Genomic DNA, 22,466 nt, shown 5'->3' with positions numbered 1-22,466 from the left:
GGTGTCAGTACCCTGGAGCCATGACTGACGCCGCCTGGCTTACCGTGCCCGACTTCGCCGACCGCCTGGGGACCACCCCGAGCAAGGTGCGCGAGATGCTCCGCGAGGGCGAGCTCCTCGCGGTGCGCCGTGGGGAGCGGCAGACGCTCCAGGTGCCCGCGGGCGTGATCGTCGACGGCGAGCGCGGTCCGGAGGTACTCGCGACGCTGCGTGGCACCCTCACGCTCCTGCGGGACGCCGGCATGGACGATGCGGAGGCGGCGGAGTGGCTCATGGCCGACGAGCCCGAGCTCGGCATGGCTCCCCTCGACGCGCTCCGCGAGGGGCGGCGCGCGCACGTGCGCCGCATCGCGCAGTCGCTCCTGTAGAGCGGCGCTGAGCGGGCCCGGAGAGGCCCGCCGCCGGCTCAGGCGGTGCGATCCACCGCGGCGTCGACGAGCGCGAGGACCGGACCGGGGCGGTCGAGCGCCGCGTTCAGCGCCTCGCGGGCGTGGCCGGCCTGCGCCGCGATCTCACGCTCGGCGGCGGCGAGCGCGCCCGACGACTCGATCGCCGCGATCGCCGCGGACGTGGCCTCCGCGGTCGCGGCGGGATCGCCCAGCACCGCGTGGACGGCCTTGCGCTCCGCGGGGTCGCCATGAGCAAGGGCGTGCCAGACGAGCAGCGTCCGCTTGCCCTCGCGCAGATCGTCGCCCACGGGCTTGCCCGTGGTCTCGGGGCTTCCCGTGAGCCCGAGCACATCGTCACGCAGCTGGAACGCGACGCCCAACGGCAGGCCCGCCGTGCGCAGCGCGTTCACGGTCGCGGGGGACGCGCCTGCCGCGGCCGCACCGAGCGCGAGGGGGAACTCTGCCGTGTACGAGGCCGTCTTGGCGCGCATCACCGCGCGGATGTCGTGCTCGAGCGAGTCGAGGTCGGTCCACGGCGCGGCCGCGACTCGCATGTCGAGATGCTGGCCGGCGGTCACCAGGGCCGCCATCTCGTCGAACAGGTCCGCGACGGTGTCGCCGGCACGGCGTGCGGCGACCGCGGCGCCTCGCATCGCCGCCACCAGCGCGACGTCGCCCGCGAGGATCGCGCCCGCGCGGCCGTAGGCGGCGGCGTCGCCCGGCCAGCCGGCCGCGCGATGAAGCGCCTCGAACGCGCGGTGCGCGGCGGGGCGGCCGCGCCGGGTGTCCGAGCCGTCGAGCACGTCGTCGTGGAGCAGCGCGGCCGTCTGGAACAGCTCGAGCGCACCCGCCAGCTGCTCCGCGGGCAGGCGGTCGCCGCCTTCCGCGGCCTCGAAGGCCGCGAGCAGGAGCCGGCCGCGGAAGGCCTTGCCGCCGGCCGAGGACGCGGCGAGCTGCGCGGCGAGCTCGTGCGCCGCCTCCAGCCCGGGTGCCATGGCCGCCGCGGCCCACGCGAGCAGCTCGGCGGTGCGGTCGGCGATGACGGCGCGGGCGTCCGTGGGTGTCGCGTGCATGGCATCAGGGTAGGGGCGCGGACGGCCGCGATGTCCCCAGCCCTCGCGCGCGAAGGCCCAGTCCACGTCCGCGCGGAGTGGCGCGCGGCCCGTCCGCGCGCCCCCGCACGCTCGTCCCATGACGACGATCACCGGTCCCGGCGAGCTCGCCTCGCTCGTCCCCTCCCTCATCGGCTTCGATCCCGCGGAGTCGCTGGTCGCGGTGCTCATCCGTGAACGCGGCGAGCTCGGCGCGCTCCTGAGGTGGGACGAACGCGATCTGCTCGGGGAGGACGGCGAGGAGGTCGCGCATGCGCTGGCGGTCCATGCGATGCGCGAAGGCGCCCGCCGGGCGGTGGTGCTCGCGTACACCGAGGACGCGGACCTCGCGCTCGCGGCGATCGACCTCGCCGTGCGCGCTCTGGAGGAGAGGGTGGCTTCGGTCGAGGCGTGGGTCGTGCTCGACGGCCGTTACTTCAGCCCGGGGTGCGAGGACCCGTGGTGCTGCCCGCCCGGCGGCAGGCCGGTTCCCGGGGCCGCGCGCGCAGCGGCGGGCGAGGTCCGCGTGCGTAGGGACCCCGGGCCGTCGCGCGCGCCGGCAGCTCAGCGGCGCCTCGCCGCGCGTGCCGCGCGCCGCTGGGAGGCCAGGGCGGCGGGGGACCGCGGCGCATGGCGGCGGACGTCCGCGGAGCGCTGGCGAACCGCTCTGGACGATGCGCCGACGGGTCCCGCCGCGATGGGTGCCCTCGCGGCCTCGCTCGCCGACGTCCGCGTGCGGGACGCCGTCCTCCTGATGCTGGTCCCGGACGCGGACGACGCGGTGCGCGACGCCCTCGCGGGCCGCGACTCGGACGCCGTCGCGCGGGCGCTGGGGAGCGGGCTCGTCCCGTCGTCCCCACCGCGGCCGGAGCTCGTCGACAGGGCCCGGAGCCTGCTGGTCACGGTCCTCGAGCATGCGCCGGCGCGCCTCTGCGCGCCCGCCGCGGGCACCCTGGCCGTGATCGCGTGGTGGTGCGAGTCCGCGAGCGTCGCACGCGCGTGGTGCGCGATCGCGCTCGAGCATGATCGGGAGTATCGTCTAGCGCTCCTCGTGCTCGCCCTCATCGATGCCGAGCGGCGGGGGCTGTGACGGACCACGTCGGCGGAGGCATGCGCCGACGGACCCGGCGCGGCGGGAACCAACCGCTTGACGTGGGCGTTACAATCTAATGGATTTGCGCGAGGCGATCAGCGGGGCCTCACCATCCACTCCGTGACAGGTCGAGAGGGAAGCCGTGTCGCCACAGCTGCACAGTCGCGCCGACGGCGCATCCGGGGCCGGCAAGCCGAGCGCCCGGATAACCCGCTCCGACGCATCCCGCGCATCGTCCGACGCTTCGCTGCCCGCCCGCGGCAGCTCTACCGAGAAGGAGAAGGCCACGACTACGTCAGCCGCATCCAAGTCCCCCGGCGCTTCGACCGCGACCGCGCGCAAGCGCGCGGCGAAGGCCGAGCCGGAGGCCACCGAGGAGACCACCGACACCGTCGAGGCTCCGAAGCGCAAGGCCGCACCCAAGCGCACCGCCAAGGCGGCCCCGAAGACCGCCAAGGGCGCGAAGGCCGCTGAGGACGTCGACGACGCCGAGCCCACGGACCTCGAGGAGGTCGAGCCCGGCGACGAGGTCGTCGAGGCGGGCGAGGATGCCGCGGAGGACGAGTCGAAGCCTGCCGGCAAGGAGGACGAGACCGAGAGCCGCGGCTTCGTGCTCGGCGCGGGGGACGACGACGCGCCGGTCCAGCAGGTCATGACCGCGGGCGCCACGGCCGACCCGGTCAAGGACTACCTCAAGCAGATCGGAAAGGTCGCGCTCCTCAACGCGGAGCAGGAGGTCGACCTCGCCAAGCGGATCGAGGCCGGTCTGTTCGCCGAGGAGAAGCTCGGCTCGGGCGAGAAGCTCGCCCCGAAGCTCCGCCGCGAGCTCGAGTGGATCGCGAACGACGGCCGTCACGCCAAGAACCACCTGCTCGAGGCGAACCTGCGCCTCGTCGTGTCGCTTGCCAAGCGCTACACCGGCCGCGGCATGCTGTTCCTGGACCTCATCCAGGAGGGCAACCTCGGTCTGATCCGCGCGGTCGAGAAGTTCGACTACACCAAGGGCTACAAGTTCTCGACCTACGCGACGTGGTGGATCCGTCAGGCCATCACCCGCGCGATGGCCGACCAGGCGCGCACCATCCGCATCCCCGTCCACATGGTCGAGGTCATCAACAAGCTCGCGCGCGTCCAGCGCCAGATGCTCCAGGACCTGGGCCGCGAGCCCACGCCCGAGGAGCTCGCCAAGGAGCTCGACATGACGCCCGAGAAGGTCGTCGAGGTCCAGAAGTACGGCCGTGAGCCCATCTCGCTCCACACCCCGCTGGGTGAGGACGGCGACTCCGAGTTCGGCGACCTCATCGAGGACTCCGAGGCCGTGGTCCCCGCCGACGCCGTCGGCTTCACGCTCCTTCAGGAGGAGCTGAGCAAGGTGATGGACACGCTCAGCGAGCGCGAGGCCGGCGTGGTCGGCATGCGCTTCGGTCTCACGGACGGCCAGCCCAAGACGCTCGACGAGATCGGCCGGGTCTTCGGCGTGACCCGCGAGCGCATCCGCCAGATCGAGTCCAAGACGATGTCGAAGCTTCGCCACCCGTCGCGCTCGCAGGTCCTGCGCGACTACCTGGACTGATACTCCTGAGCCGAGCGTCCGGCACGGTAGCTCTGAGGCGCCCTTCCCCGAGCGGGGGAGGGCGCCTCAGCGCACGGGAGGGGCCTGCGCATCGTCCGCGGGCGGCAGGCCCGTGACGCTGCGCTCGTCCTCCCAGACCTCGACTCCGCGGAGGCCAGGCAGCCGGTCGCGCGTGAAGACGGGGTCCCGGCCGCCGCGCCGCTGCGCGGAGAAGTCCCTGAGCAGCGCGAACGCATGGCGAGAGAGCGGCGCGAGGGCGAGGAGGTTGACCACCGCGAGCACCCCGAGCAGCAGATCCGCGAGGGACCACACCACCGACGCGGAGACGACGCCGCCGATGAGCACCGCCGCCACGACGAGCACGCGGTACAGCCAGAGGGCCCATGCGCGTCGCGTCATGAACTCGACGTTCGCCTCGCCGTAGAAGTACAGCCCCAGGATGGTGCTGAAGGCGAGCATGAAGACGATGACCGAGAGCAGCGCGCCCGCCCAGCTGCCGAGCGAGCCCACGATCGCATCGTGCGTGAGGGCGATGCCCGGCTCCGCCTCGGAGAGGTCGGGGCGCGTCACGAGGATGATGAACGCCGTGATCGAGCACACGAAGAAGGTGTCGAAGTAGACGCCGAGGGTCTGCACCAGCCCTTGCTTCACCGGGTGCGTCGTCGCGGCGCTCGCCGCCGCGTTGGGCGCGGTGCCGAACCCGGCCTCGTTCGAGAACATGCCGCGTTGCACGCCCGTGAGGATCACCGTGCCGATCGCGCCGCCCGCCACCGCCTGGCCCGAGACCGCGTCGTGGAGGATCGCGGCGAGAACCGGCCCGACCGCGTCGACGTGGAGCGCGACGATCACCACCCCGAGCACCAGGTAGAGGACGGCCATCGCCGGCACCAGCGTCTCCGTGACGAGCGCGATGCGGTGCGTGCCGCCCAGCACCACGGCCGCCGTCGCGATGGCGACCAGGCATGCGACCGAGGGCCCGACCCAGCCTGGCGCCCCACCGCTCACGCTCGAGGTGACCGTCTCCACGATGGTGAACGACTGCAGCATGTTGACCGCGAAGGGCGCGGCGACGATGAGCACGATCGCGAGCACGAAGCCGAGCCATCGCTGCCCGAGGCCCCGCTGGATGTAGTACGCCGGCCCGCCCCGGAAGCCCGTCGCGTCGCGATGCTTGTAGAGCTGGGCGAGCGTGGCCTCGACGAAGCCGGTGGCCGAGCCGAAGATCGCCATGAGCCACATCCAGGCGATCGCTCCCGGCCCGCCGACCGCGATCGCGGTGCCGACCCCGGCGATGTTCCCGATGCCCACGCGGGAGGCCGCGGACACGGTGAAGGCCTGGAACGCGGACAGCGACTGCGCGTGCCCCGCCTCGTCCGTCGGCGTGCGGTCGGTGAGGCCCCGGATCATCTGGGGGAGCATCCTCAGCTGCACGGCGCCGGAGCGCAGGGTGAAGGAGATGCCGAGCACCCCGACGAGCGGAAGCACGATCCAGGTCCACAAGGTGTCGCTGGAGGTGACGATCCACGCCTCGACGTCGCTCATAGGCCTCCTAGGCTAGGTCGCTGCCGGGATTCGCGCCCGGTGGCGAGCAGCGCGTGCGCGGCGGTGCTCTCAGCCGCCGGCGGGCGATAGCATCGTCCCGTTCGCCCACCCCATCCGAGGAGAAGCCCGTGACCGCCCTGCGCTACGCCCTGCTCGTGCTCCACTTCGTCGGTCTTGCCGCGATCCTCGGGCCGTTCATGGAACAGCTCAAGGAGCAGGTCAAGCGCATCACCACGGTGATGGTGTGGGGCGCCCGCGCCCAGATCCTGACCGGCCTCGCCCTCACCGGCGTGGCGTACGCGCGCGCCGACGAGACGGGCTTCGAGCCCGACCATGTGAAGATCGCCGTCAAGCTCCTCATCGCGCTCGCGATCGCGGGCCTCGCGGAGGCGACTCGCAAGCGCGAGAACCCCGTGGTGCCGTTCTGGCTGATCGGCGGCCTCACGCTGGTCAACATCGTCGTCGCCGTCGCGTGGCGCTGAGGTGACGGAGGTCCGTCCCGCCACGCAGCAGGACGCCGCGGAGATCGTCCACCTGGGCGCGCTCATGTACAAGGCGGTAGGCGCCAAGCCCACGCCGACGTGGGCCGTCGAGTCGACGCGCACCGTGCGCGAGCGCCTGGGCGCGGACCTGTTCGGCATGGTGATCGACGCTCCCGAGGGCGGCCTCGCGGCGTGCGGGCTGGTCAACATCGCCCACCGCTTGGCACGCCCCGGCGCGCAGGCGCACCAGATGGGCTACATCCAGTGGGTCTCGACCGCGCCGCAGCACCAGCGGAAGGGCTACGCGCGGGCCATCATGGAGGCCCTGCTGGCCGAGACCGACCGGCGCGGCATCGAGGTGGTCGAGCTGCACGCCAGCCCCGCCGGCCTGCACCTGTACCAGGACCTCGGATTCTTCATCAAGCATGACAACGTCGCGATGACGTCGCAGCGGCTCAGGCCCCGGCGCTAGCTTGCGCTAGCCGTCGGCGACGTCCCCGCGCAGGCGCCGCGCACGCCGCTGCGTGCGGATGCCGGCCGCCACCGTCGCGACCGCCGTGGTGAGCACCACGGCGCCGCCGGCGATCAGCGCCGTCCACCCGGCGATCGCGTCGCGAGGAGCGCCGTGCAGGCGGCCGTCGGCGATCCACGCGAGCACCCACACGAATCCCACCGTCATCGCCCACGCGAGCACGGGCGCGGGGGAGAGGTCCCGTGCGATCGCGATGCCCAGGAAGCCGGTGCCGATGAGCACCCCGACCGCGGCGGCGACGCCGGCGTCCGGCGGGGTGCCGAGCCACCAGGCGCCGAGGGCCGTCACATGCGAGACGGTCGCGGCGGCGCCCCACCCGAGGTACAGCCCGACGGGCAGGTCGATCGCGGCCGCCTCGAGGATCGACGCGGCGGGCGAGCGCACGAGCATCGCGGCGGCCCAGCCAAGGCACGCGAGGATGCCGGCGTCGATCACGATGGACGCGGCGAGCGCCTCGTGCTGCACCGCGAACCCCCACGCAAAGGTGAGGAGCATCGCGAGGAGCATGGGGAGCGAGGCGGCACGCACGCGTGCGCGAGAACCGGGCATCGGGACCGCCTGCGCGATCGCGAACGCCGCGAGCGCGATGCCGATGACGCCGCGGATGCCCGCGGACGATGCGGCGGGCGAGAGCAGCGTCGCGCCGGGCGCGAGCGCGCCGTCGACGACCTCGTCGAGCGGGGTCCCGCCGAACGAGCCCGTCGCCCAGGCGGCTCCGACGAGCGCGAGCACGGTGGCGACGGCCACCAGCCCGCGCGCGGCCAGGTCGCCCGGAGAGATGCGCCATTGCGTGTCCACCGTCATCGTGCCCCCATCCTGCCAGGCATCACGCTCCCATATCTGCATACGATCCGCACGTCCGACGGTGCGGCTGCGCCCGGTCGTCCGTCGCCCCAACTAAGATGTCCGCCGTGGCGAACGACTACTCCGCTAGGCATCTGTCCGTCCTCGAGGGCCTCGAGGCGGTGCGCAAGCGACCCGGCATGTACATCGGCACCACGGACTCTCGTGGCCTCATGCACTGCCTGTGGGAGATCATCGACAACTCGGTCGACGAGGCCCTCGGCGGCTTCGGCGACCGTATCGAGATCGTGCTGCACCCGGACGACTCGGTCGAGGTCCGAGACCTCGGTCGCGGCATCCCGGTCGACGTCGAGCCCAAGACGGGCCTCACGGGCGTCGAGGTCGTCATGACCAAGCTCCATGCGGGCGGCAAGTTCGGCGGCGGCTCGTACGCGGCCTCCGGCGGCCTCCACGGCGTCGGCGCCTCGGTGGTGAACGCGCTGTCGGAGCGCCTGGACGTATGGGTGGACCGCGGCGGGAAGACGCACCACATGGGGTTCCGCCGCGGCGAGCCCGGCTACTTCCAGGACCCCGCCTCCGGCCCGGTGCCGGACGCCGAGTTCGTGCCGTTCGTCACGGGGTCCGAGCTCGCGATCGTCGGCAAGGTCGCGAAGGCGCGCACCGGCACGCGCATCCGCTACTGGGCGGACCGGCAGATCTTCAACAAGGGCGCCACCTTCAGCTACGACGACCTCCTGGTGCGTGCGCGGCAGACGGCCTTCCTGGTGCCCGGCCTCGCGCTCGTGGTGCGCGACGAGCGCGACGCGGCCAACGTGAGCGAGGAGACCTTCCGCTACGAGGGCGGCGCGAAGGACTTCGTGGACTTCATCGCGACCGATACCGCGGTCACCGACACCTGGGAGCTCACGGGCCACGGGACGTACAAGGAGACCGTGCCCGTGCTCAAGCCCAACGGTCACCTGGTGTCCGAGGAGGTCGAGCGCGAGTGCGCGGTCGACATCGCGCTGCGCTGGGGCACCGGCTACGAGTCCGAGGCCCGATCGTTCGTCAACATCATCTCGACGCCCAAGGGCGGCACCCACCTGGCCGGCTTCGAGCAGGGCATCGTCAAGGTGCTGCGAGCGCAGATCACCGCGAATGCGCGTCGCCTCAAGCTCACGGGCAAGGACGGCGCCGAGCGCATCGAGAAGGACGACATCATGGCGGGCCTCACCGCCGTGGTGACGGTCCGGATCCCGGAGCCCCAGTTCGAGGGCCAGACCAAGGAGGTGCTCGGCACGGGACCCGTGCGCGGCATCGTCGCCAAGGTGGTCGAGCAGGAGCTCACCGCCATCCTCACCTCCTCGAAGCGCGACACGAAGGCTCAGGCCAACACGGTGCTGGAGAAGGTGGTCGCGGAGATGCGCGCGCGTGTCGCCGCCCGCAAGCAGAAGGAGATCTCGCGGCGCAAGAACGCGCTCGAGACCTCGTCGCTGCCCGCGAAGCTCGCGGACTGCCGCTCGAACGACGTCGAGCAGTCCGAGCTGTTCATCGTCGAGGGCGACTCGGCGCTCGGCACGGCCAAGCTGGCCCGCCGTTCCGACTTCCAGGCGCTGCTGCCCATCCGCGGCAAGATCCTCAACGTGCAGAAGGCGTCCGTGACGGACATGCTGCACAACGCCGAGTGCGCGTCGATCATCCAGGTGGTGGGCGCGGGCTCCGGCCGCACCTTCGACCTCGATGCAGCGCGCTACGGGAAGATCATCCTCATGACGGACGCGGACGTCGACGGCGCCCACATCCGGACGCTGCTGCTCACGCTGTTCTTCCGGTACATGCGCCCGCTCGTCGACGCGGGTCGCGTGTTCGCCGCGGTCCCGCCGCTGCACCGCATCGAGGTGTCGGGATCGGCCCGTCGCGAGAAGGAGTACGTCTACACGTACTCCGAGAAGGAGCTCGCGGAGACGCTGCGCGACCTCAAGCGCGCCGGCCGCCGGTACAAGGACGACATCCAGCGGTACAAGGGACTCGGTGAGATGGACGCCGACCAGCTCGCGGAGACCACGATGGACCCGACCAAGCGCACGCTGCGCCGCGTCACGAGCGCCGATGCGGCGGCCGCGGAGCGCGTGTTCGAGCTCCTCATGGGCAACGACGTGGCGCCGCGGCGCGACTTCATCATCGCGGGCGCGGCCTCGCTCGACCACTCGAGGATCGACGCATGAGCGGCCTTCCCGGGCGCGCCGCCGAGGCGCATGAGGGCGCGCCGGCGTGCCCCGTGCACCCGTACGGCTACCACCTCACGCCACGCGTCAACCCGGTGGGCAAGCACCGGGTGTTCCGTGACGCCTCGGTGCTCGGTGTCCCGCGCCGCTGCGCGCTGCTCGAGGAGGAGCTCATGGAGGCCGAGCGCGAGCTCGACCTCCTCGACGAGCTCTGGGTGCGCGAGCGCGCGTCCTCGGGCCGTCCGCTCACGGCCCTGGCGGGCATGGGCGCGACCACGGCGCTCGTGATCGCCGCGGTCGCCGAGGTCCCGGTCGGAGGGTTCACGGGCATCGCGCTCGGCGCGGCCGCCGCGATCCTCGCGGTGTCGCGGGCCGAGGCGGTGCTGCTCCGCACGCGGCTCTGGCGCATCCGCGACTGGCACAAGCGCGTGGGCGTGCCTCGCTGAGACTGCCACAATGAAGTCCCCGGAGAACCACGCGGCCTCGCCGCCGCATCGATACGAGGGGTGACATGGCAGAACCAGCCGCTGAGCACCGGGATCCCGAGCATTCGCTCGAGCCCGTCGGGCTGATCGGGCAGTCGGGCGCGATCCTCCGGATGGGTCGCATGATGCTCGCGGCCGGGACCGCGAGCTACCGCGTCAAGGAGGCGATGGCGGCCGTCGCGCACGCGCTCGGCGTCGACAGGCACACGGCCGCGGTCACGTTGACGGAGATCACGGCGACCACCCATCGCGGGGCGATCTTCCGCACCGAGGTCACCGAGGTGCGCAAGTTCGGCGTCAACGCGGAGCGCATCAAGCTGCTGGACGACTTCCGCTCGGGTTTGCCCGAGCGCATCACGGTCGACGAGGTCCACGCCGAGCTCGACCGGATCGAGGCCAAGCCGGCGCTCTACCCGGCCGCGGCGAACGCGCTCTCCGCGGGCGCCGCGTGCGCGGCGTTCGGGGTCCTCAACAACGCGCGACCGCTCGAGGTGATCGCGGTGCTCGTCGCCGCGACGGCGGGTCAGTTCCTGCGCCGCGCCCTCGCGCATCGTGGCTTCAACCCCTTCGGGACCACGCTGGTCGCCGCGGCCCTCGCATGCGGCCTGTACCTCGCGTCCGTCGCCCTCTACGGCGCGTTCGGGCTCGGCGTCGACGTCCACGCGTCGGGGTACATCGCATGCACGCTGTTCCTGCTGCCCGGCTTCCCGCTCATCACGGCCGCGCTCGACATGGCCAAGCTCGACTTCTCCGCCGGAATATCCCGCCTGGTGTTCGCCACGATGATGATCGTCGGCGCCGCGCTGTCGGTATGGGGCCTCACGCTCATCGGGGCGCTCGACGCGAGCACGCGCGAGCCCATCGCGCTCGATGCCTTCCCCCACTACGCGATGATGGCCGCCGCGAGCTTCGTGGGCGTGCTGGGCTTCGCGCTCATGTTCAACTCGCCCCTGCGCATGGCGGTCTCGGCCGCGCTCATCGGCATGGTGTCCAACACCGCGCGCCTGTACATGGCGGACCACGGCGTGATGATCCAGATGGCCACCGTCCTCGCGTGCGTGCTGGTCGGCGTGCTGGTCGCCGCGGCTGCGCCGCGGACGCCGTCGCCGATCATCACGCTCCAGGTCCCCGCGGTGCTCGTGATGATCCCCGGGGTGCTCGCCTTCCAGTCGGTGGTGAGCCTCAACGAGGGCGACTACACGGCGACGATCGGCGCGATCCTCCAGGTGGTGCTCGTGGTGCTGTCGATCATGGTCGGCCTCGTGATCGCGAAGCTCTTCACCGATCGCCAGTGGGCGTTCGACCGTGGGTGAGGCGGAGACCGCGGAGGTCCTCGAGACCACGCGCAGCATCGCGGTCCTGGACGCGCACCGGCTGAGCCCGCGCGCGGCCGCCCGGCTCGCCGGTGCGGCGTCCCGGCTGGTCCTGCTCACCACCGACGCCCTGTTCGACGCCACGGAGCGCTTCCACGATGTCGCGCCCGACCTCGAGGTCGTCGACGGCGGGCTGGTGCGGGGCGATGTGCGCGAGGCCGTGTCGCGGGCCGCCGAGCTCGGCTGCGTGCTGCTCGCGGTCCCGCCGCCGCCGCGTCGGCGCCGGTTCCTCCACCTCGCGGTCAACGGCGCCATCGACGCAGCCGAGGCCGGTCACCCCACGGTCGCCGTGCTGGTGATGCGCGACCACGAGGTCGCGGGCGACGTCGCGGTGTTCTCCAACACCGGGGAGGCGTCGGGCTACGGGCTCGCCTTCGCGGCCGAGATCGCGATGCGCCGGGGCGTCGCCGTCGCGCGCATCCTTCCCAAGAAGGGGCTCTACGTGCGGCGCACCGCAGAGGTGGGTCACCTCGCGGACGTCGAGGCCGGGCGCCGCGGCGTCAAGGTGCGCTACCGCAAGGTCGCGAACCCGCTCGAGACGGTGCTGCGCGGCCAGTACACGCTCGCGGTCCACTCGGTGCTCGACGTGATCGGCCGCCGCTCGTCACGGGCGGAGCCCGGCGCGCCCGCACGGCTCCAGCGCGACGCGAACGTCGACGCGGTGCTGTGGCTGCTGCGGTTCTTCCGGGGCGACGTGCTGCTGGTCGGCGACTCCGTAAGGCTCCGCTCGAGCGTGGGGGCCGCCGAGGCGCCGCTCACCTGAGCACGTGCGCCGGGACAGGCGTCAGCCCAGCGGATCCCCGGGCAGCAGCTCCCACGAGCGGTCGTGGCGCCGGTAGCCGATGCCGGGGTAGTAGTCCGCCGCCGCGGGTGCGGCCGACAGGCGCACCTTGCAGTGAGGCCCGAGCTGCGCGCGCATGAGCCGCTGCAGCTCGAGCCCGATGCCGCGGCGCTGGTACCCGGCGTCGACCCCGAGGTCCTGGAGGTAGCACATGAGCTCGAAGTCCGTCAGAGCGCGCGCGAAGCCCACGAGCAGCGTCCCGTCCCACGCCGTCACCAGCAGGTTCGAGGCCGCGAGCGCCCGCTCGAACACCGCGAGATCATCCGTGGGTCGCCGCTCGCCTAGCGTCGACCGGTCGAGCGCGTCCACGTACTGCGCCGCGGTGACGGGCGCATCGGTCCGATACTCGAGCGTCACCCGATCCCGCCGACGGGCGTCGGCATCGCGGTGCCGGACCCGTCGCGCCTGCCCGGCTCCTCGGGGAGGTCCACCGGCTGACCGGCGGACGTCGAGGCGCGCGGGGGAGTGGGACCGACCCAGGCGAGCAGGAGCGTGTCCTCGCCCTTGAGGAACCGGTGGGCGCGGACGCCTCCGGTCGCGCGGCCCTTGGCCGGGAACTCCTCGAGCGGGGTCCACTTGGCCGAGCCGGCGGCGACGCCCGGGAGGCCGTCGGACGGTCCCGCGATGGTCGCCACGGCGCCCTCGGTACCCGCCCGGACGATGCCGAAGAACAGCACGCGCGCACCCGCGGCGAGCTTGATGCCGGCCATGCCGCCACCGGCGCGTCCCTGCGGGCGCACGTTCTTCGCGTCGAAGTGGAGCATGCTCGCGTCGCTCGCGACGAAGATGAGGTCGTCTCCGTCCGCGGCGGCGCCCGCGCCGACCACGACGTCGCCGTCGGCGAGGGAGATGACCTCCCACTCGTCCTTGTTCGGGATGTCGTCGGCCTTGACGCGCTTGACCACGCCCTGGAGCGTGCCGAGCGCGAGCGGCGTGGTCCCGTCGAGGGGCACCAGCCCCACCACCTCCTCGCCCTTGTCCAGCTCCACGAGCTCGGCCACGGGGGTGCCGCCGCCCAGCGACGGCGGCTCGGTGGTCGGCGCCAGGGCCGGCACCTCGAGGAGCGACACGCGCACGACGCGGCCGCGGTTGGTCGCGATGCCCACGTCCGCGCGGGCCGAGGCGTGCACCACGCTGCGCAGCGCATCGTGAGGCGAGCGGCGACCCTCGCGAGCCGGCTCCTCGTCCTCGGCGGTGCGCGCGATGAGGCCCGTGGTGGACAGCATCGCGTAGCAGGGGGTGTCCTCGATCTCGAGGGACAGCGCGGGCGCCTTGGCGCCGGTGCGCGCCCCGGCCGCGCCGACGGACGCGGCCGACGACACGGCACCTCCGTTGGCCAGCAGGATGGTGCGGCGCGCGGTGCCGTACTGCGTGGCGGCGGCCTCCATCTCGCGCCCGACCACGTCGCGGAGCACCACGTCGGAGCCCAGGATCTCCTGGAGCTCGGCGATCTCCGCGAGCAGCTGGGACTTCTCGTTCTCGAGCTCGAGGCGCGAGAACTTGGTGAGGCGGCGCAGGCGCAGCTCGAGGATGTACTCGGCCTGGATCTCCGACAGGTCGAAGGCGGTGCGCAGGCGCTCCCGCGCGACCGACGCATCGTCCGCGGCGCGGATGATCTGGATGACCTCGTCGATGTCGAGGATGGCGATGAGCAGGCCGTCGACCAGGTGCAGCCGGTCCTGGCGCGCCTTGAGGCGGAACGCGCTGCGGCGACGGACCACCTCGAGGCGGTGGTCGACCCACACGCGCAGCAGCTCCTTGAGGCCCAGCGTGCGGGGCTCGCCGTCGACGAGCGCGACGTTGTTGATCGAGAAGGACTCCTCGAGCGGCGTGACCTTGTAGAGCTTCTCGAGCACGGCCTCGGGGTTGAAGCCGTTCTTGATCTCGATCACCAGGCGCAGGCCGTGGTGGCGGTCGGTGAGGTCGGTGACCGCGGCGATGCCGTCGAGCTTCTTCGCCGAGACCGCGTCCTTGATCTTCTCGATCACCTTCTCGGGTCCGACCATGTACGGCAGCTCGGTCACGATGATGCCCTGGCGGCGTGCGGTGACCTTCTCGATGCGGGTGGTCGCGCGGGTGAGGAACTTGCCGCGGCCGGACTCGTAGGCCTCCTTGACGCCCTCGAGGCCCACGATCTTGCCGCCGCCCGGGAGGTCGGGCCCGGGCACGAAGCGCATGAGCTCCTCGAGCGACGCACCGGGGTGGGCCAGCAGGTGGCGGGCGGCGGAGACGACCTCGATGAGGTTGTGCGGCGCCATGTTGGTCGCCATGCCGACCGCGATGCCCGCGGCGCCGTTGACCAGGAGGTTCGGGACGGCCGAGGGCAGCACGGCGGGCTGGGTGAGCTTGTTGTCGTAGTTGGGGACGAAGTCGACGACGTCCTCGTCGAGGTTCTCCGTCATCACCATCGAGGCGGGCGCGAGGCGGCACTCGGTGTAGCGCGACGCGGCGGGGCCGTCGTCGAGCGAGCCGAAGTTGCCGTGACCGTCGACCAGCGGCAGCCGCAGCGACCAGGACTGCGCCATGCGCACCAGCGCGTCGTAGATCGCGCTGTCACCGTGCGGGTGGAGCTTTCCCATGACCTCGCCGACCACGCGGGCCGACTTCACATAGGCGCGCTCGGGCCGGAGCCCCATGTCCTGCATCATGTAGACGATGCGTCGCTGGACGGGCTTGAGCCCGTCACGGGCGTCGGGAAGGGCGCGCGAGTAGATCACCGAGTAGGCGTACTCGAGGAACGACGCCTCCATCTCGGCGCTCACGTCGATGTCGACGATCTGCGCGTCGGGCGCGTCGCTCATCAGTCACCTCGGATCTGCTCGGTCGGTCAGGGCCAGCCCGTATTGTCTCGCGTCCGTCGGACACGCGCGCACAGGCTCGCGGGGCGGGCCTGCGCATCGTCCGCAGGGATCGCGGCCGGCCGCCCCCGAAGGTGAGACAATAGCGGCCATGTCACAGACCCTCGACCAGGCCGTACGCATCGCGGGCTACTACCCGGCGCTGGCGACCTCCGTCCTCCGTTCCGCGATCGGCGCCGAGACGGTGCTCGGGCACTTCGTCCACGCCGAGACGACCTTCGACGACCGCGAGGTGCGTCGCCACATGACCGTGCTGGTCATCACGGCGACGCGGCTGCTGCGGGTCCACATGGACGACGGCGCGGGGCACGGCTCCGAGGGCGGCCACGAGGCCTCCGCGACGGTCGAGGCCACCGCGCTCACCGCGATCCGCAACACCGCGATGACCCACGTGGTGCACGAGCCCGAGCACTTCAAGGAGGGAGACCTCCCGAGCGAGCTCGTGCTCGCGGTCGGCGGGTCCGTCCACTCGCGGCTCGACCTCGAGCCGGCGAGCTGCGGCGACCAGAGCTGCGAGGCCGACCACGGCTACACCGGCACGCTCACGTCCGACGACATCCTGGTGCGTGTGAGCCTCATCGCGGACGGCGAGCCCTCGATCCGCGCGCTCCAGGACTTCGCGTCCGTGCTCCAGGGGGCGATCGGGGCGCGGGGGTGACCCCCGGGGAACGGCTGGCCGCCGCGGGGCTGTCCGTCCCCGACTACGGAGGCCTCGAGCTCGGTGCGGTCCTCCCGGGCGCCCTCGCGGCGGTCGGCGCGGCCGATGCGGTCGCGGCCCGGGACGCCGAGGCCGACAGGGTCCGCCTGGGGATCCCGCGTGCCGAGCACGTGGTGGTGGTGCTCATCGACGGGCTCGGCCACCGCCAGCTCGACGCGCGCAAGGGCCACGCGCCCTTCCTGCGGACCACCGAGTCCGCCGTCATCACGGCGGGCTTCCCGACCACCACGGCGACCTCGCTGGCGCTGTTCGGCACGGGCCGCGCGTCGGGCGCCACGGGGATGACCGGATACACCGCGCACAACCCGCGTACCGGCGCCGCCGCGAACCTCGTGTCATGGGACGGCGCCGACGATCCCGAGCGCTGGCAGCGCGAGCCGTCCCTGCTGCGCACGGCCCATGAGGGCGGCCTCGCGGTCTCGACCCTCGGCAAGGCCAAGTTCGCGGGATCGGGGCTCACGCGCGCGGCGCTGTCGGGCGGTGAGTTCGTCGGTCGCGCGCGGCTGGCCGAGCGCGTGGACGAGGCCATCAGGCGGGCCCGCACGCCGGGCCTCACGTACCTCTACTGGGGCGATATCGACCGCATGGGCCACAAGCATGGCTGGCAGTCGGAGGCGTGGACGGCGGCGCTCGAGGACGTGGACCAGGAGCTGCGGCGCCTGCGCGCGCGGCTCCCGCGCCACGCCGCGATCGTCGTCACCGCCGACCACGGGATGGTCGACGTCCCGGGAGCGCCGCGCTGGGACATCGCCGCGGAGCCCTCGCTCGCGCGCGACGTCCGGCTCGTGGCGGGGGAGCCGCGCATGCTGCACCTCCATACGGACGATGCGGCGGTCGCGCCCGCGGTCGCGGAGCGCTGGCGCGGCGTGCTCGGGGCGGATGCCGCGGTGCTGCTGCGATCCGAGGCGGTGGCGCTGGGGCTGTTCGGCCCGGTGGTCGCGGACCACGTCGAGGACCGGATCGGCGACGTGGTGGTGGCGATGGCGGGCCGCGCGACGGTGGTCGACTCCCGTACCCAGACGCCCGAGGCGATCGCGCTCGTCGGCGTCCACGGCTCCCTCACGCGCGAGGAGCTCGAGATCCCGCTGCTCGTCGCCTACGACGGCTGAGCCCGGCAGCCCACCCACGCCGCATCGCGAAAGTGGTACCTGGTGGTCGGTCTCGCAAGGTCGCGGCGCCGCAGTGGTGGCCTGTTGTCGCGGTCCCTTGCCGACGCTGTGCCCACCGGTGACGGCGTGACCGGCGGTTCAACGGTCGTGCGCGCCGTCCGGACCGGCAACCATCCACCACGGTGAGGGCGAAACGTCGCAGAACCGACTCTCACCTACCACTTTCAAGATGGCGGGCGGCAGGGGAGCGTCGCTCAGCCCTGGTCGTTCTTGGCGCCGAAGACGATCTCGTCCCAGCTCGGCACCGACGCGCGGCCGCGCTTCGAGGAGCGGCGGTCCGCCGGCTCCTCGGGCTTCGCGGGCGCCGGGGCGGGCTCGGGCTCAGGAGCGCTCTTCCGCGCCGCCGGGTGGGCGAAGCCGGTGTCGGCCTGGCGGGCCCGCTGCGCGGGACCGAAGCCCTCGAACGCATCGTCCTCGTCCTCGTCGTCCTCCTCGGGCTCGGGGACGCTCTCGCGCGTGCCGCGGCGCAGGTCGAGGTCGTCGAGCAGCAGCTCGGTCTGGGTCGGCTCGGGCGCACGCACGGGCGCCGGGGCCTCCGCCTCCGCGCCTGCGTCGGGCTCCTCGACGAGCGGGACGGGCTCGGTGGGGGCGGGCGGGCGCGTGGCCTGGAGCGGACGTGCGGCGTCGGCCTCGCCGTCGCGCACCGCGCTCAGGTGGCGGCGGGGGATCGGCACGTCGAGCAGCTCGGTCTCCGAGAGCCAGCGCGCCTCCTCGTCCTCGGCGGTCAGCGTGCGTGCCGAGTGGTCGAACGTCCACAGCGCGCGCACGCCTCGACCGGACACGCGGTAGTCGGCCGCGACGCGCCAGGGCTCGTCGACCTCGCGCCAGGCGTCCCACGTCACCGACTCCGGGTCCACCCCGCGCGCCGCCAGGCGGTCCGTCACGAGGTCTCCCAGCTGCGGGGCGCTCGGGTCGCGCCCGATGCGGGTCTCGCGAGCGAGATCCGCGATGTACCGGCGCTCGGCGGCGACCGGGCCCTCGTACTTCTCGATCGAGGACAGCGAGGCGCCGGTGAGCTCCGAGAGCTCGGCGGCGCTGAGGCCCGCACGGATGCGCTGCTGGATCTCGCGGGGCGTCATGGTCGGGCCGTCCGGCTCGTCCGCGCGGGCCGCGGCCGCGGTGCTCGCCGGCCGCGTGTAGCGCACGGCGTGGCGCAGCTCATCGGAAAGGGGGAGCTCGAAGCGGTCGCCGGACTCGGTCTCCACCACGAGGTGGAGGCCATCCTCGGAGGGGCCCACGAGCGAGAGGCGAGTCATGGCATCAGGGTGCCACGCGCTCGCGCCCCTGCCGCCGCGACACCCCGGATCGGCCCGATTGTCGGTATCGCCCTCGAGGCCGCCTCCTACGATGAGCGCATGACGACTCCCTCCGCGCTGCTCGACGTCGCCTCGGCCCTCGCGGAGGAGGTGGGCCGGCTCATCGTGACGGGACGCGGTTCCGCCCGCGTCGCGGACACCAAGTCCTCCTCGGTCGACATCGTCACCCAGATGGACCTCGCCGCCGAGCGCCTCCTGCGGGAGCGTCTCGCGGTGCTCCGCCCGGACGACGGGATCCTGGGCGAGGAGGGCGAGGACGTGGTGGGCACGTCCGGCATCACGTGGGTGCTCGATCCCATCGACGGCACCGTCAACTACCTCTACGGGATCCCGCACTACTCCGTGTCCGTGGCGGCGGTCAGCGGGGACCCCGACCCGCGTCGCTGGACCGTCGAGGCGGGAGCGGTGCGCGACGGGTCGGGGGTGCTGTGGACGGCGGCGCGCGGCGAGGGCGCCTGGCGCGACGGGCAGCGCCTGCATCGGGACGATGCGCCGCCGCTCGACCGCACGCTCGTCGCGACGGGCTTCCAGTACATCGCCGAGCGGCGCGCCCAGCAGGGTGCGCTCGTCGCGCGGCTGCTGCCCCAGGTGAGGGACATCCGCCGGCTCGGCTCCGCGTCGGTCGACCTGTGCAACGTCGCCGCCGGCCTGGTGGACGCTTACTACGAGCAGGGCCTGCACCCGTGGGACTTCGCCGCGGCGGCGCTCATCGCGTCCGAGGCCGGCGTGCGCGTGGGGTCCGTCGACGGCGGGCCCCCGGACGAGTCGCTGGTGATCGCGGCGATGCCGGCCGCATGGGAGGAGCTGCGCGATGCGCTCGTCGCGGCGGGCATCCGGCCGTTCTGAGGCGCGGCACGCGCTACAGGTCGCAATCTTCTCCGGGATGGTGCAGAATGCGTCAGCCGCGCGGGAACAAAAGGTCCTCGCCGGGCATTAGACAGCCACAGGTTACGTGGAAGGGACTTCAGCCGTATGGCAACCGATTACGACGCGCCGCGCAAGACCGACGACGAGATCTCGGCCGACTCCATCGAGGAGCTGAAGGCCCGTCGGGCGGACAAGACCTCCGGCGTGGTCGATGAGGACGAGACCGAGGCCGCAGAGGGCTTCGAGCTCCCGGGCGCCGATCTGTCGGGCGAGGAGCTCTCGGTCCGCGTGCTTCCGGCGCAGCAGGACGAGTTCACGTGCATGTCGTGCTTCCTGGTGCACCACCGCAGCCAGCTCGCGACCTTCAAGAACGATCAGCCGATCTGCTCGGAGTGCGCGGCCTGACGCATGGCCGACCTCGAGATCCTCGTCAGCACGACCGAGCCGGACGTGCCGCTCCCGCGGTACTCGCATCCCGGTGACGCTGGTGCCGACATCACGACCCGCGTCGACGTGCACCTCGCTCCCGGCGAGCGCGCCACCGTGCCCACGGGGCTGCGCATCGCGCTCCCTCATGGCTATGCGGCGTTCGTCCACCCGCGCTCGGGGCTCGCAGCTCGCCACGGCGTGACCGTGGTGAACGCACCCGGCACCGTCGACGCGGGCTACCGCGGCGAGATCGCGGTGACCCTGCTCAACACCGACGCCCACGAGCCCGTGACGCTGGCCCGCGGCGACCGCATCGCGCAGCTGGTGATCCAGCGCGTCGAGCTGGCCGAGTTCGTCCCCGTGGAGGACCTGCCCGGGTCGCACCGCGGCGAGGGCGGCTTCGGATCGACCGGCGTCGCGACCGCGGAGGCCTCCGCGTGACGTCCGCGGCCCCCACGTGCGCCATCGCGGATGTCGAGCCCCGCGGGGTCGCCCGCGTCGAGGGCCGCGTGGTGGCGATCCAGGTGGAGCCGAGCGACGCGCCCCCGGCGTTCACCGTGCGGCTCGAGGACCGGACCGGCCGCATCGACGCCGTGTTCATGGGGCGGCGGGACGTGCCCGGCATCGCACCCGGCGTCGAGCTCGCCGTCGAGGGCCGCGTGTGCGCGACCGAGTCCGTGCCGCGCCTGTACAACCCCCGCTACGAGCTGATGCACGCATCATGACCGGCGAGCGACCAGCCACCGAGAACCGGGCCGCGAGCCTGCTCGGAGGCGAGTCCTTCGACCTCCACGCCGCGATCGGCGGCTGGCGGGGCTTCGTCGAGTCGTCGCTCCCCGGCATCGTCTTCGTGGTCGCCTACCTGGTGTGGGGCGGCTTCCGTGCGCCCGTGCTCGCCGCGGCCGCGGTGATGGTGCTGCTCGTCATCGTGCGCCTCATCCAGCGCACGCCGATCACGCAGGCCCTCGCCGGCGCGGCGGGAGTCGCGATCGGTGCGATCTGGGCCTGGCGTTCGGGCGACGCCGCCGGCTACTTCGAGCCCGGGATGTGGATCAACGCCGCGTACCTCGCGGGGATCCTCGTCTCGATGGTGGCGGGGTGGCCCGTGGTCGGCATCGTCATGGGACTCATCCACGGCGAGGGCACCTCGTGGCGTCAGCGCGCGGGGGAGCGGCGCCGGTACCAGCTCGCGTCCGGCGTCCTCGCGGCGATGTTCGCGCTGCGCCTCGCGGTGCAGCTGCCGCTGCTCCTCGCGGGTCAGCTCGCGGTGCTCGGCACCGTCAAGCTCGCCATGGGCGTGCCTCTCTTCGCGCTCACGCTGTGGGGCGTATGGCTGCTGTCCCGCGACGCAGGGCCTGCTCGAGAGCCTCGGGATCCGCCTCCGACGACACGATGAACAGCAGCTCGTCGTGAGCCTCGAGGGTGTCGTCGGGCGTGGGCGAGAGGGTGCGGTCGCCGCGGATGATGCACGCGAGCACGATGTCGACGGGCCACTGGATCTCGCGCAGGAGCACGCCCACGACGGGTGACGATGCGGGCAGGGTCACCTCGACCATCGCGGCGCCGGACTGGCGGAACGTGAACACGCGCACGAGGTCGCCGACCGCCACCGCCTCCTCGACCATCGCGGTCATGATGCGCGGGGTCGACACGGCCACGTCGACGCCCCACTGGGCGTCGTACATCCACTCGTTGCGGGGGTTGTTGACGCGCGCGACCGTGCGCGGCACGCCGAACTCCGTCTTGGCGAGGAAGGACACGACCAGGTTCGCCTTGTCGTCGCCCGTGGCCGCGACCACGACGTCCATGGTCTCGATCTGCGCGTCGCGCAGCGCGGACATCTCGCACACGTCCGCGAGCATCCACTCGGCCTCCGCGACCTGCGCGACGCGCATGGCGGCGGGGTTCGAGTCGATGAGGAGAACCTCATGCCCGTGCTCGAGCAGGTCGCGGGCGATCGAGCGGCCGACGGAGCCCGCCCCGGCGATCATCACCTTCATCGGGTCACCTCCGGGGAACGGCCGGCGACGCGCGCGGGCACCGAGCCGGCGCCGGGCAGCATCGTGAAGTAGGCCTCGTCGCCCTCCTGGACGAGCGTGTCCGCATCGGGCAGCAGCGCCTCGCCGAAGCGCACGAGGTACGCGACGCGGGCGCGCGTCTGCGCCTCGAGCTGCGTGTAGCGCTTGCCCACCCAGCCGGAGTCGATCGGCAGGCGGTTGAGGCTCACGCCCGCGCTCGGATCGTGGTACAGCGCGTCGGAGCCTCCGGGCAGGAGCCTCGACACGATCTGCGCGGAGGTCCATGGCACGGGCGCGACGGTGGGGATGCCGAGCCGTCGGTAGACCTCGGCGCGGCCGAAGTCCGCGATGCGCGCCACCACGTTGTCGATCCCGTAGGTCTCGCGCACCACGCGCGCCGCGAGGATGTTCGAGTTGTCGCCGTCGGACACGGCCGCGAACGCATAGGCGTCCTCGACGCCGGCCGAGACGAGCGTGTCGCGGTCGAAGCCGACGCCTGTGATGCGCTGACCTGCGAACCCCGAGGGGAGGCGGCGGAAGGCGTCGCCCGACTGGTCGATCACCGCCACGGTGTGGCCACGGGCCTCGAACTCGGTCGCCAGCGTCGCGCCGGTGCGGCCACAACCCATGATCACGATGTGCACGGCAACCCACCGTATACCCCTTGAGCCTAGGATGGTGC

Annotated in this window: 24 protein-coding genes; 16 read left to right on the top strand and 8 right to left on the bottom strand. The window is 72.7% G+C overall.

Annotation, left to right across the window (positions count from 1 at the left end):
- Nucleotides 1-20: 20 nt before the first annotated feature.
- Complete coding sequence (locus tag AOM06_RS05000) at nt 21-368, top strand: Rv2175c family DNA-binding protein (protein ID WP_062303583.1); 348 nt, start codon at nt 21-23, stop codon at nt 366-368.
- 38 nt (nt 369-406) lie between these two features.
- On the opposite strand, the gene AOM06_RS04995 is transcribed toward AOM06_RS05000, so the two are convergent.
- Nucleotides 407-1,462, bottom strand: a complete 1,056-nt coding sequence (locus AOM06_RS04995) for a polyprenyl synthetase family protein (RefSeq protein ID WP_169747719.1) — start codon at nt 1,460-1,462, stop codon at nt 407-409.
- Nucleotides 1,463-1,580: 118 nt separating this feature from the next.
- On the opposite strand from AOM06_RS04995, the gene AOM06_RS04990 reads away from it, so the two are divergent.
- Both AOM06_RS04990 and AOM06_RS15055 read left to right on the top strand, forming a co-directional pair.
- Entirely contained in the window at nt 1,581-2,570 is a 990-nt protein-coding gene (locus AOM06_RS04990) for a DUF4192 family protein (RefSeq protein ID WP_062303577.1), read from the top strand.
- Between the two features lie 145 nt (nt 2,571-2,715).
- Entirely contained in the window at nt 2,716-4,146 is a 1,431-nt protein-coding gene (locus AOM06_RS15055) for an RNA polymerase sigma factor (protein WP_082105324.1), read from the top strand.
- A gap of 66 nt (nt 4,147-4,212) precedes the next feature.
- Here the strand turns inward: AOM06_RS15055 and AOM06_RS04980 are convergent, their stop codons facing one another.
- Nucleotides 4,213-5,688, bottom strand: coding sequence for an alanine/glycine:cation symporter family protein (locus AOM06_RS04980; RefSeq protein WP_062303574.1), 1,476 nt, complete (start codon nt 5,686-5,688; stop codon nt 4,213-4,215).
- A gap of 128 nt (nt 5,689-5,816) precedes the next feature.
- Between AOM06_RS04980 and AOM06_RS04975 the strand changes: the two genes are divergently transcribed.
- Nucleotides 5,817-6,170 (top strand): hypothetical protein, encoded by a 354-nt coding sequence (locus AOM06_RS04975; RefSeq protein WP_062303571.1) that lies wholly within the window; start codon nt 5,817-5,819, stop codon nt 6,168-6,170.
- 1 nt (nt 6,171) lies between these two features.
- Nucleotides 6,172-6,642, top strand: a complete 471-nt coding sequence (locus AOM06_RS04970) for a GNAT family N-acetyltransferase (RefSeq protein WP_062303568.1) — start codon at nt 6,172-6,174, stop codon at nt 6,640-6,642.
- A 6-nt stretch (nt 6,643-6,648) separates the two neighbouring features.
- On the opposite strand, the gene AOM06_RS04965 is transcribed toward AOM06_RS04970, so the two are convergent.
- Entirely contained in the window at nt 6,649-7,506 is an 858-nt protein-coding gene (locus AOM06_RS04965; RefSeq protein WP_062303565.1) for a TspO-related membrane protein, read from the bottom strand.
- 98 nt (nt 7,507-7,604) lie between these two features.
- On the opposite strand from AOM06_RS04965, the gene AOM06_RS04960 reads away from it, so the two are divergent.
- The 4 genes from AOM06_RS04960 (at nt 7,605) to AOM06_RS04945 (ending at nt 12,331) form a co-directional block, all read left to right on the top strand.
- On the top strand, nt 7,605-9,710 hold the full coding sequence (locus AOM06_RS04960) for a DNA gyrase/topoisomerase IV subunit B (protein ID WP_062303562.1): 2,106 nt from the start codon (nt 7,605-7,607) through the stop codon (nt 9,708-9,710).
- Entirely contained in the window at nt 9,707-10,156 is a 450-nt protein-coding gene (locus AOM06_RS04955) for a hypothetical protein (RefSeq protein ID WP_062303559.1), read from the top strand. The genes AOM06_RS04960 and AOM06_RS04955 overlap by 4 nt, the downstream gene beginning before the upstream one ends.
- A 65-nt stretch (nt 10,157-10,221) precedes the next feature.
- The gene (locus AOM06_RS04950) at nt 10,222-11,508 is read left to right on the top strand and encodes a threonine/serine exporter family protein (protein WP_062303556.1); all 1,287 of its coding nucleotides are present in this window, start codon (nt 10,222-10,224) and stop codon (nt 11,506-11,508) included.
- A complete protein-coding gene (locus tag AOM06_RS04945) occupies nt 11,501-12,331 on the top strand; it encodes a hypothetical protein (protein ID WP_062303554.1) in 831 nt (276 codons plus the stop codon). The genes AOM06_RS04950 and AOM06_RS04945 overlap by 8 nt, the downstream gene beginning before the upstream one ends.
- A gap of 21 nt (nt 12,332-12,352) precedes the next feature.
- Here the strand turns inward: AOM06_RS04945 and AOM06_RS04940 are convergent, their stop codons facing one another.
- Both AOM06_RS04940 and AOM06_RS04935 read right to left on the bottom strand, forming a co-directional pair.
- Nucleotides 12,353-12,766 (bottom strand): GNAT family N-acetyltransferase, encoded by a 414-nt coding sequence (locus AOM06_RS04940; RefSeq protein WP_062303551.1) that lies wholly within the window; start codon nt 12,764-12,766, stop codon nt 12,353-12,355.
- Nucleotides 12,763-15,210 (bottom strand): DNA gyrase/topoisomerase IV subunit A, encoded by a 2,448-nt coding sequence (locus tag AOM06_RS04935; RefSeq protein ID WP_062303547.1) that lies wholly within the window; start codon nt 15,208-15,210, stop codon nt 12,763-12,765. Before AOM06_RS04935 ends, AOM06_RS04940 begins: the two co-directional genes overlap by 4 nt.
- Nucleotides 15,211-15,358: 148 nt before the next feature.
- On the opposite strand from AOM06_RS04935, the gene AOM06_RS04930 reads away from it, so the two are divergent.
- Together AOM06_RS04930 and AOM06_RS04925 are read left to right on the top strand one after the other, a co-directional pair.
- Entirely contained in the window at nt 15,359-15,925 is a 567-nt protein-coding gene (locus AOM06_RS04930) for a DUF5998 family protein (protein ID WP_082105323.1), read from the top strand.
- On the top strand, nt 15,922-17,094 hold the full coding sequence (locus AOM06_RS04925) for an alkaline phosphatase family protein (RefSeq protein WP_062303543.1): 1,173 nt from the start codon (nt 15,922-15,924) through the stop codon (nt 17,092-17,094). Before AOM06_RS04930 ends, AOM06_RS04925 begins: the two co-directional genes overlap by 4 nt.
- A gap of 254 nt (nt 17,095-17,348) precedes the next feature.
- On the opposite strand, the gene sepH is transcribed toward AOM06_RS04925, so the two are convergent.
- Entirely contained in the window at nt 17,349-18,410 is a 1,062-nt protein-coding gene (sepH, locus tag AOM06_RS04920; RefSeq protein ID WP_062303540.1) for a septation protein SepH, read from the bottom strand.
- A 99-nt stretch (nt 18,411-18,509) separates the two neighbouring features.
- On the opposite strand from sepH, the gene AOM06_RS04915 reads away from it, so the two are divergent.
- The 5 genes from AOM06_RS04915 to AOM06_RS04895 all read left to right on the top strand — a co-directional run bounded on the left by AOM06_RS04915 (nt 18,510) and on the right by AOM06_RS04895 (nt 21,162).
- Nucleotides 18,510-19,316 (top strand): inositol monophosphatase family protein, encoded by an 807-nt coding sequence (locus AOM06_RS04915; RefSeq protein WP_062303537.1) that lies wholly within the window; start codon nt 18,510-18,512, stop codon nt 19,314-19,316.
- Nucleotides 19,317-19,442: 126 nt separating this feature from the next.
- A complete protein-coding gene (locus AOM06_RS04910) occupies nt 19,443-19,742 on the top strand; it encodes a DUF4193 domain-containing protein (RefSeq protein ID WP_062293544.1) in 300 nt (99 codons plus the stop codon).
- A 3-nt stretch (nt 19,743-19,745) separates the two neighbouring features.
- Nucleotides 19,746-20,207: a dUTP diphosphatase gene (dut, locus tag AOM06_RS04905; RefSeq protein ID WP_062303533.1), complete on the top strand. Its 462-nt coding sequence runs from the start codon at nt 19,746-19,748 to the stop codon at nt 20,205-20,207.
- On the top strand, nt 20,204-20,491 hold the full coding sequence (locus AOM06_RS04900; protein WP_062303531.1) for an OB-fold nucleic acid binding domain-containing protein: 288 nt from the start codon (nt 20,204-20,206) through the stop codon (nt 20,489-20,491). Before dut ends, AOM06_RS04900 begins: the two co-directional genes overlap by 4 nt.
- Nucleotides 20,488-21,162 carry a DUF3159 domain-containing protein gene (locus AOM06_RS04895; protein WP_062303528.1) on the top strand — a complete coding sequence of 225 codons (675 nt, stop codon included), beginning with the start codon at nt 20,488-20,490 and terminating at the stop codon, nt 21,160-21,162. The genes AOM06_RS04900 and AOM06_RS04895 overlap by 4 nt, the downstream gene beginning before the upstream one ends.
- Here AOM06_RS04895 and AOM06_RS04890 read toward each other — a convergent pair.
- Both AOM06_RS04890 and AOM06_RS04885 read right to left on the bottom strand, forming a co-directional pair.
- Entirely contained in the window at nt 21,080-21,766 is a 687-nt protein-coding gene (locus tag AOM06_RS04890) for a potassium channel family protein (RefSeq protein ID WP_062303527.1), read from the bottom strand. The genes AOM06_RS04895 and AOM06_RS04890 overlap by 83 nt on opposite strands.
- Nucleotides 21,763-22,428 carry a potassium channel family protein gene (locus AOM06_RS04885; protein ID WP_062303526.1) on the bottom strand — a complete coding sequence of 222 codons (666 nt, stop codon included), beginning with the start codon at nt 22,426-22,428 and terminating at the stop codon, nt 21,763-21,765. The genes AOM06_RS04890 and AOM06_RS04885 overlap by 4 nt, the downstream gene beginning before the upstream one ends.
- Nucleotides 22,429-22,466: the final 38 nt, after the last annotated feature.

Source organism: Demequina subtropica (assembly GCF_000971235.1).
In the GTDB taxonomy this organism is placed as follows: domain Bacteria; phylum Actinomycetota; class Actinomycetes; order Actinomycetales; family Demequinaceae; genus Demequina; species Demequina subtropica.
This window is presented reverse-complemented; position numbering and strand designations above follow the sequence as displayed.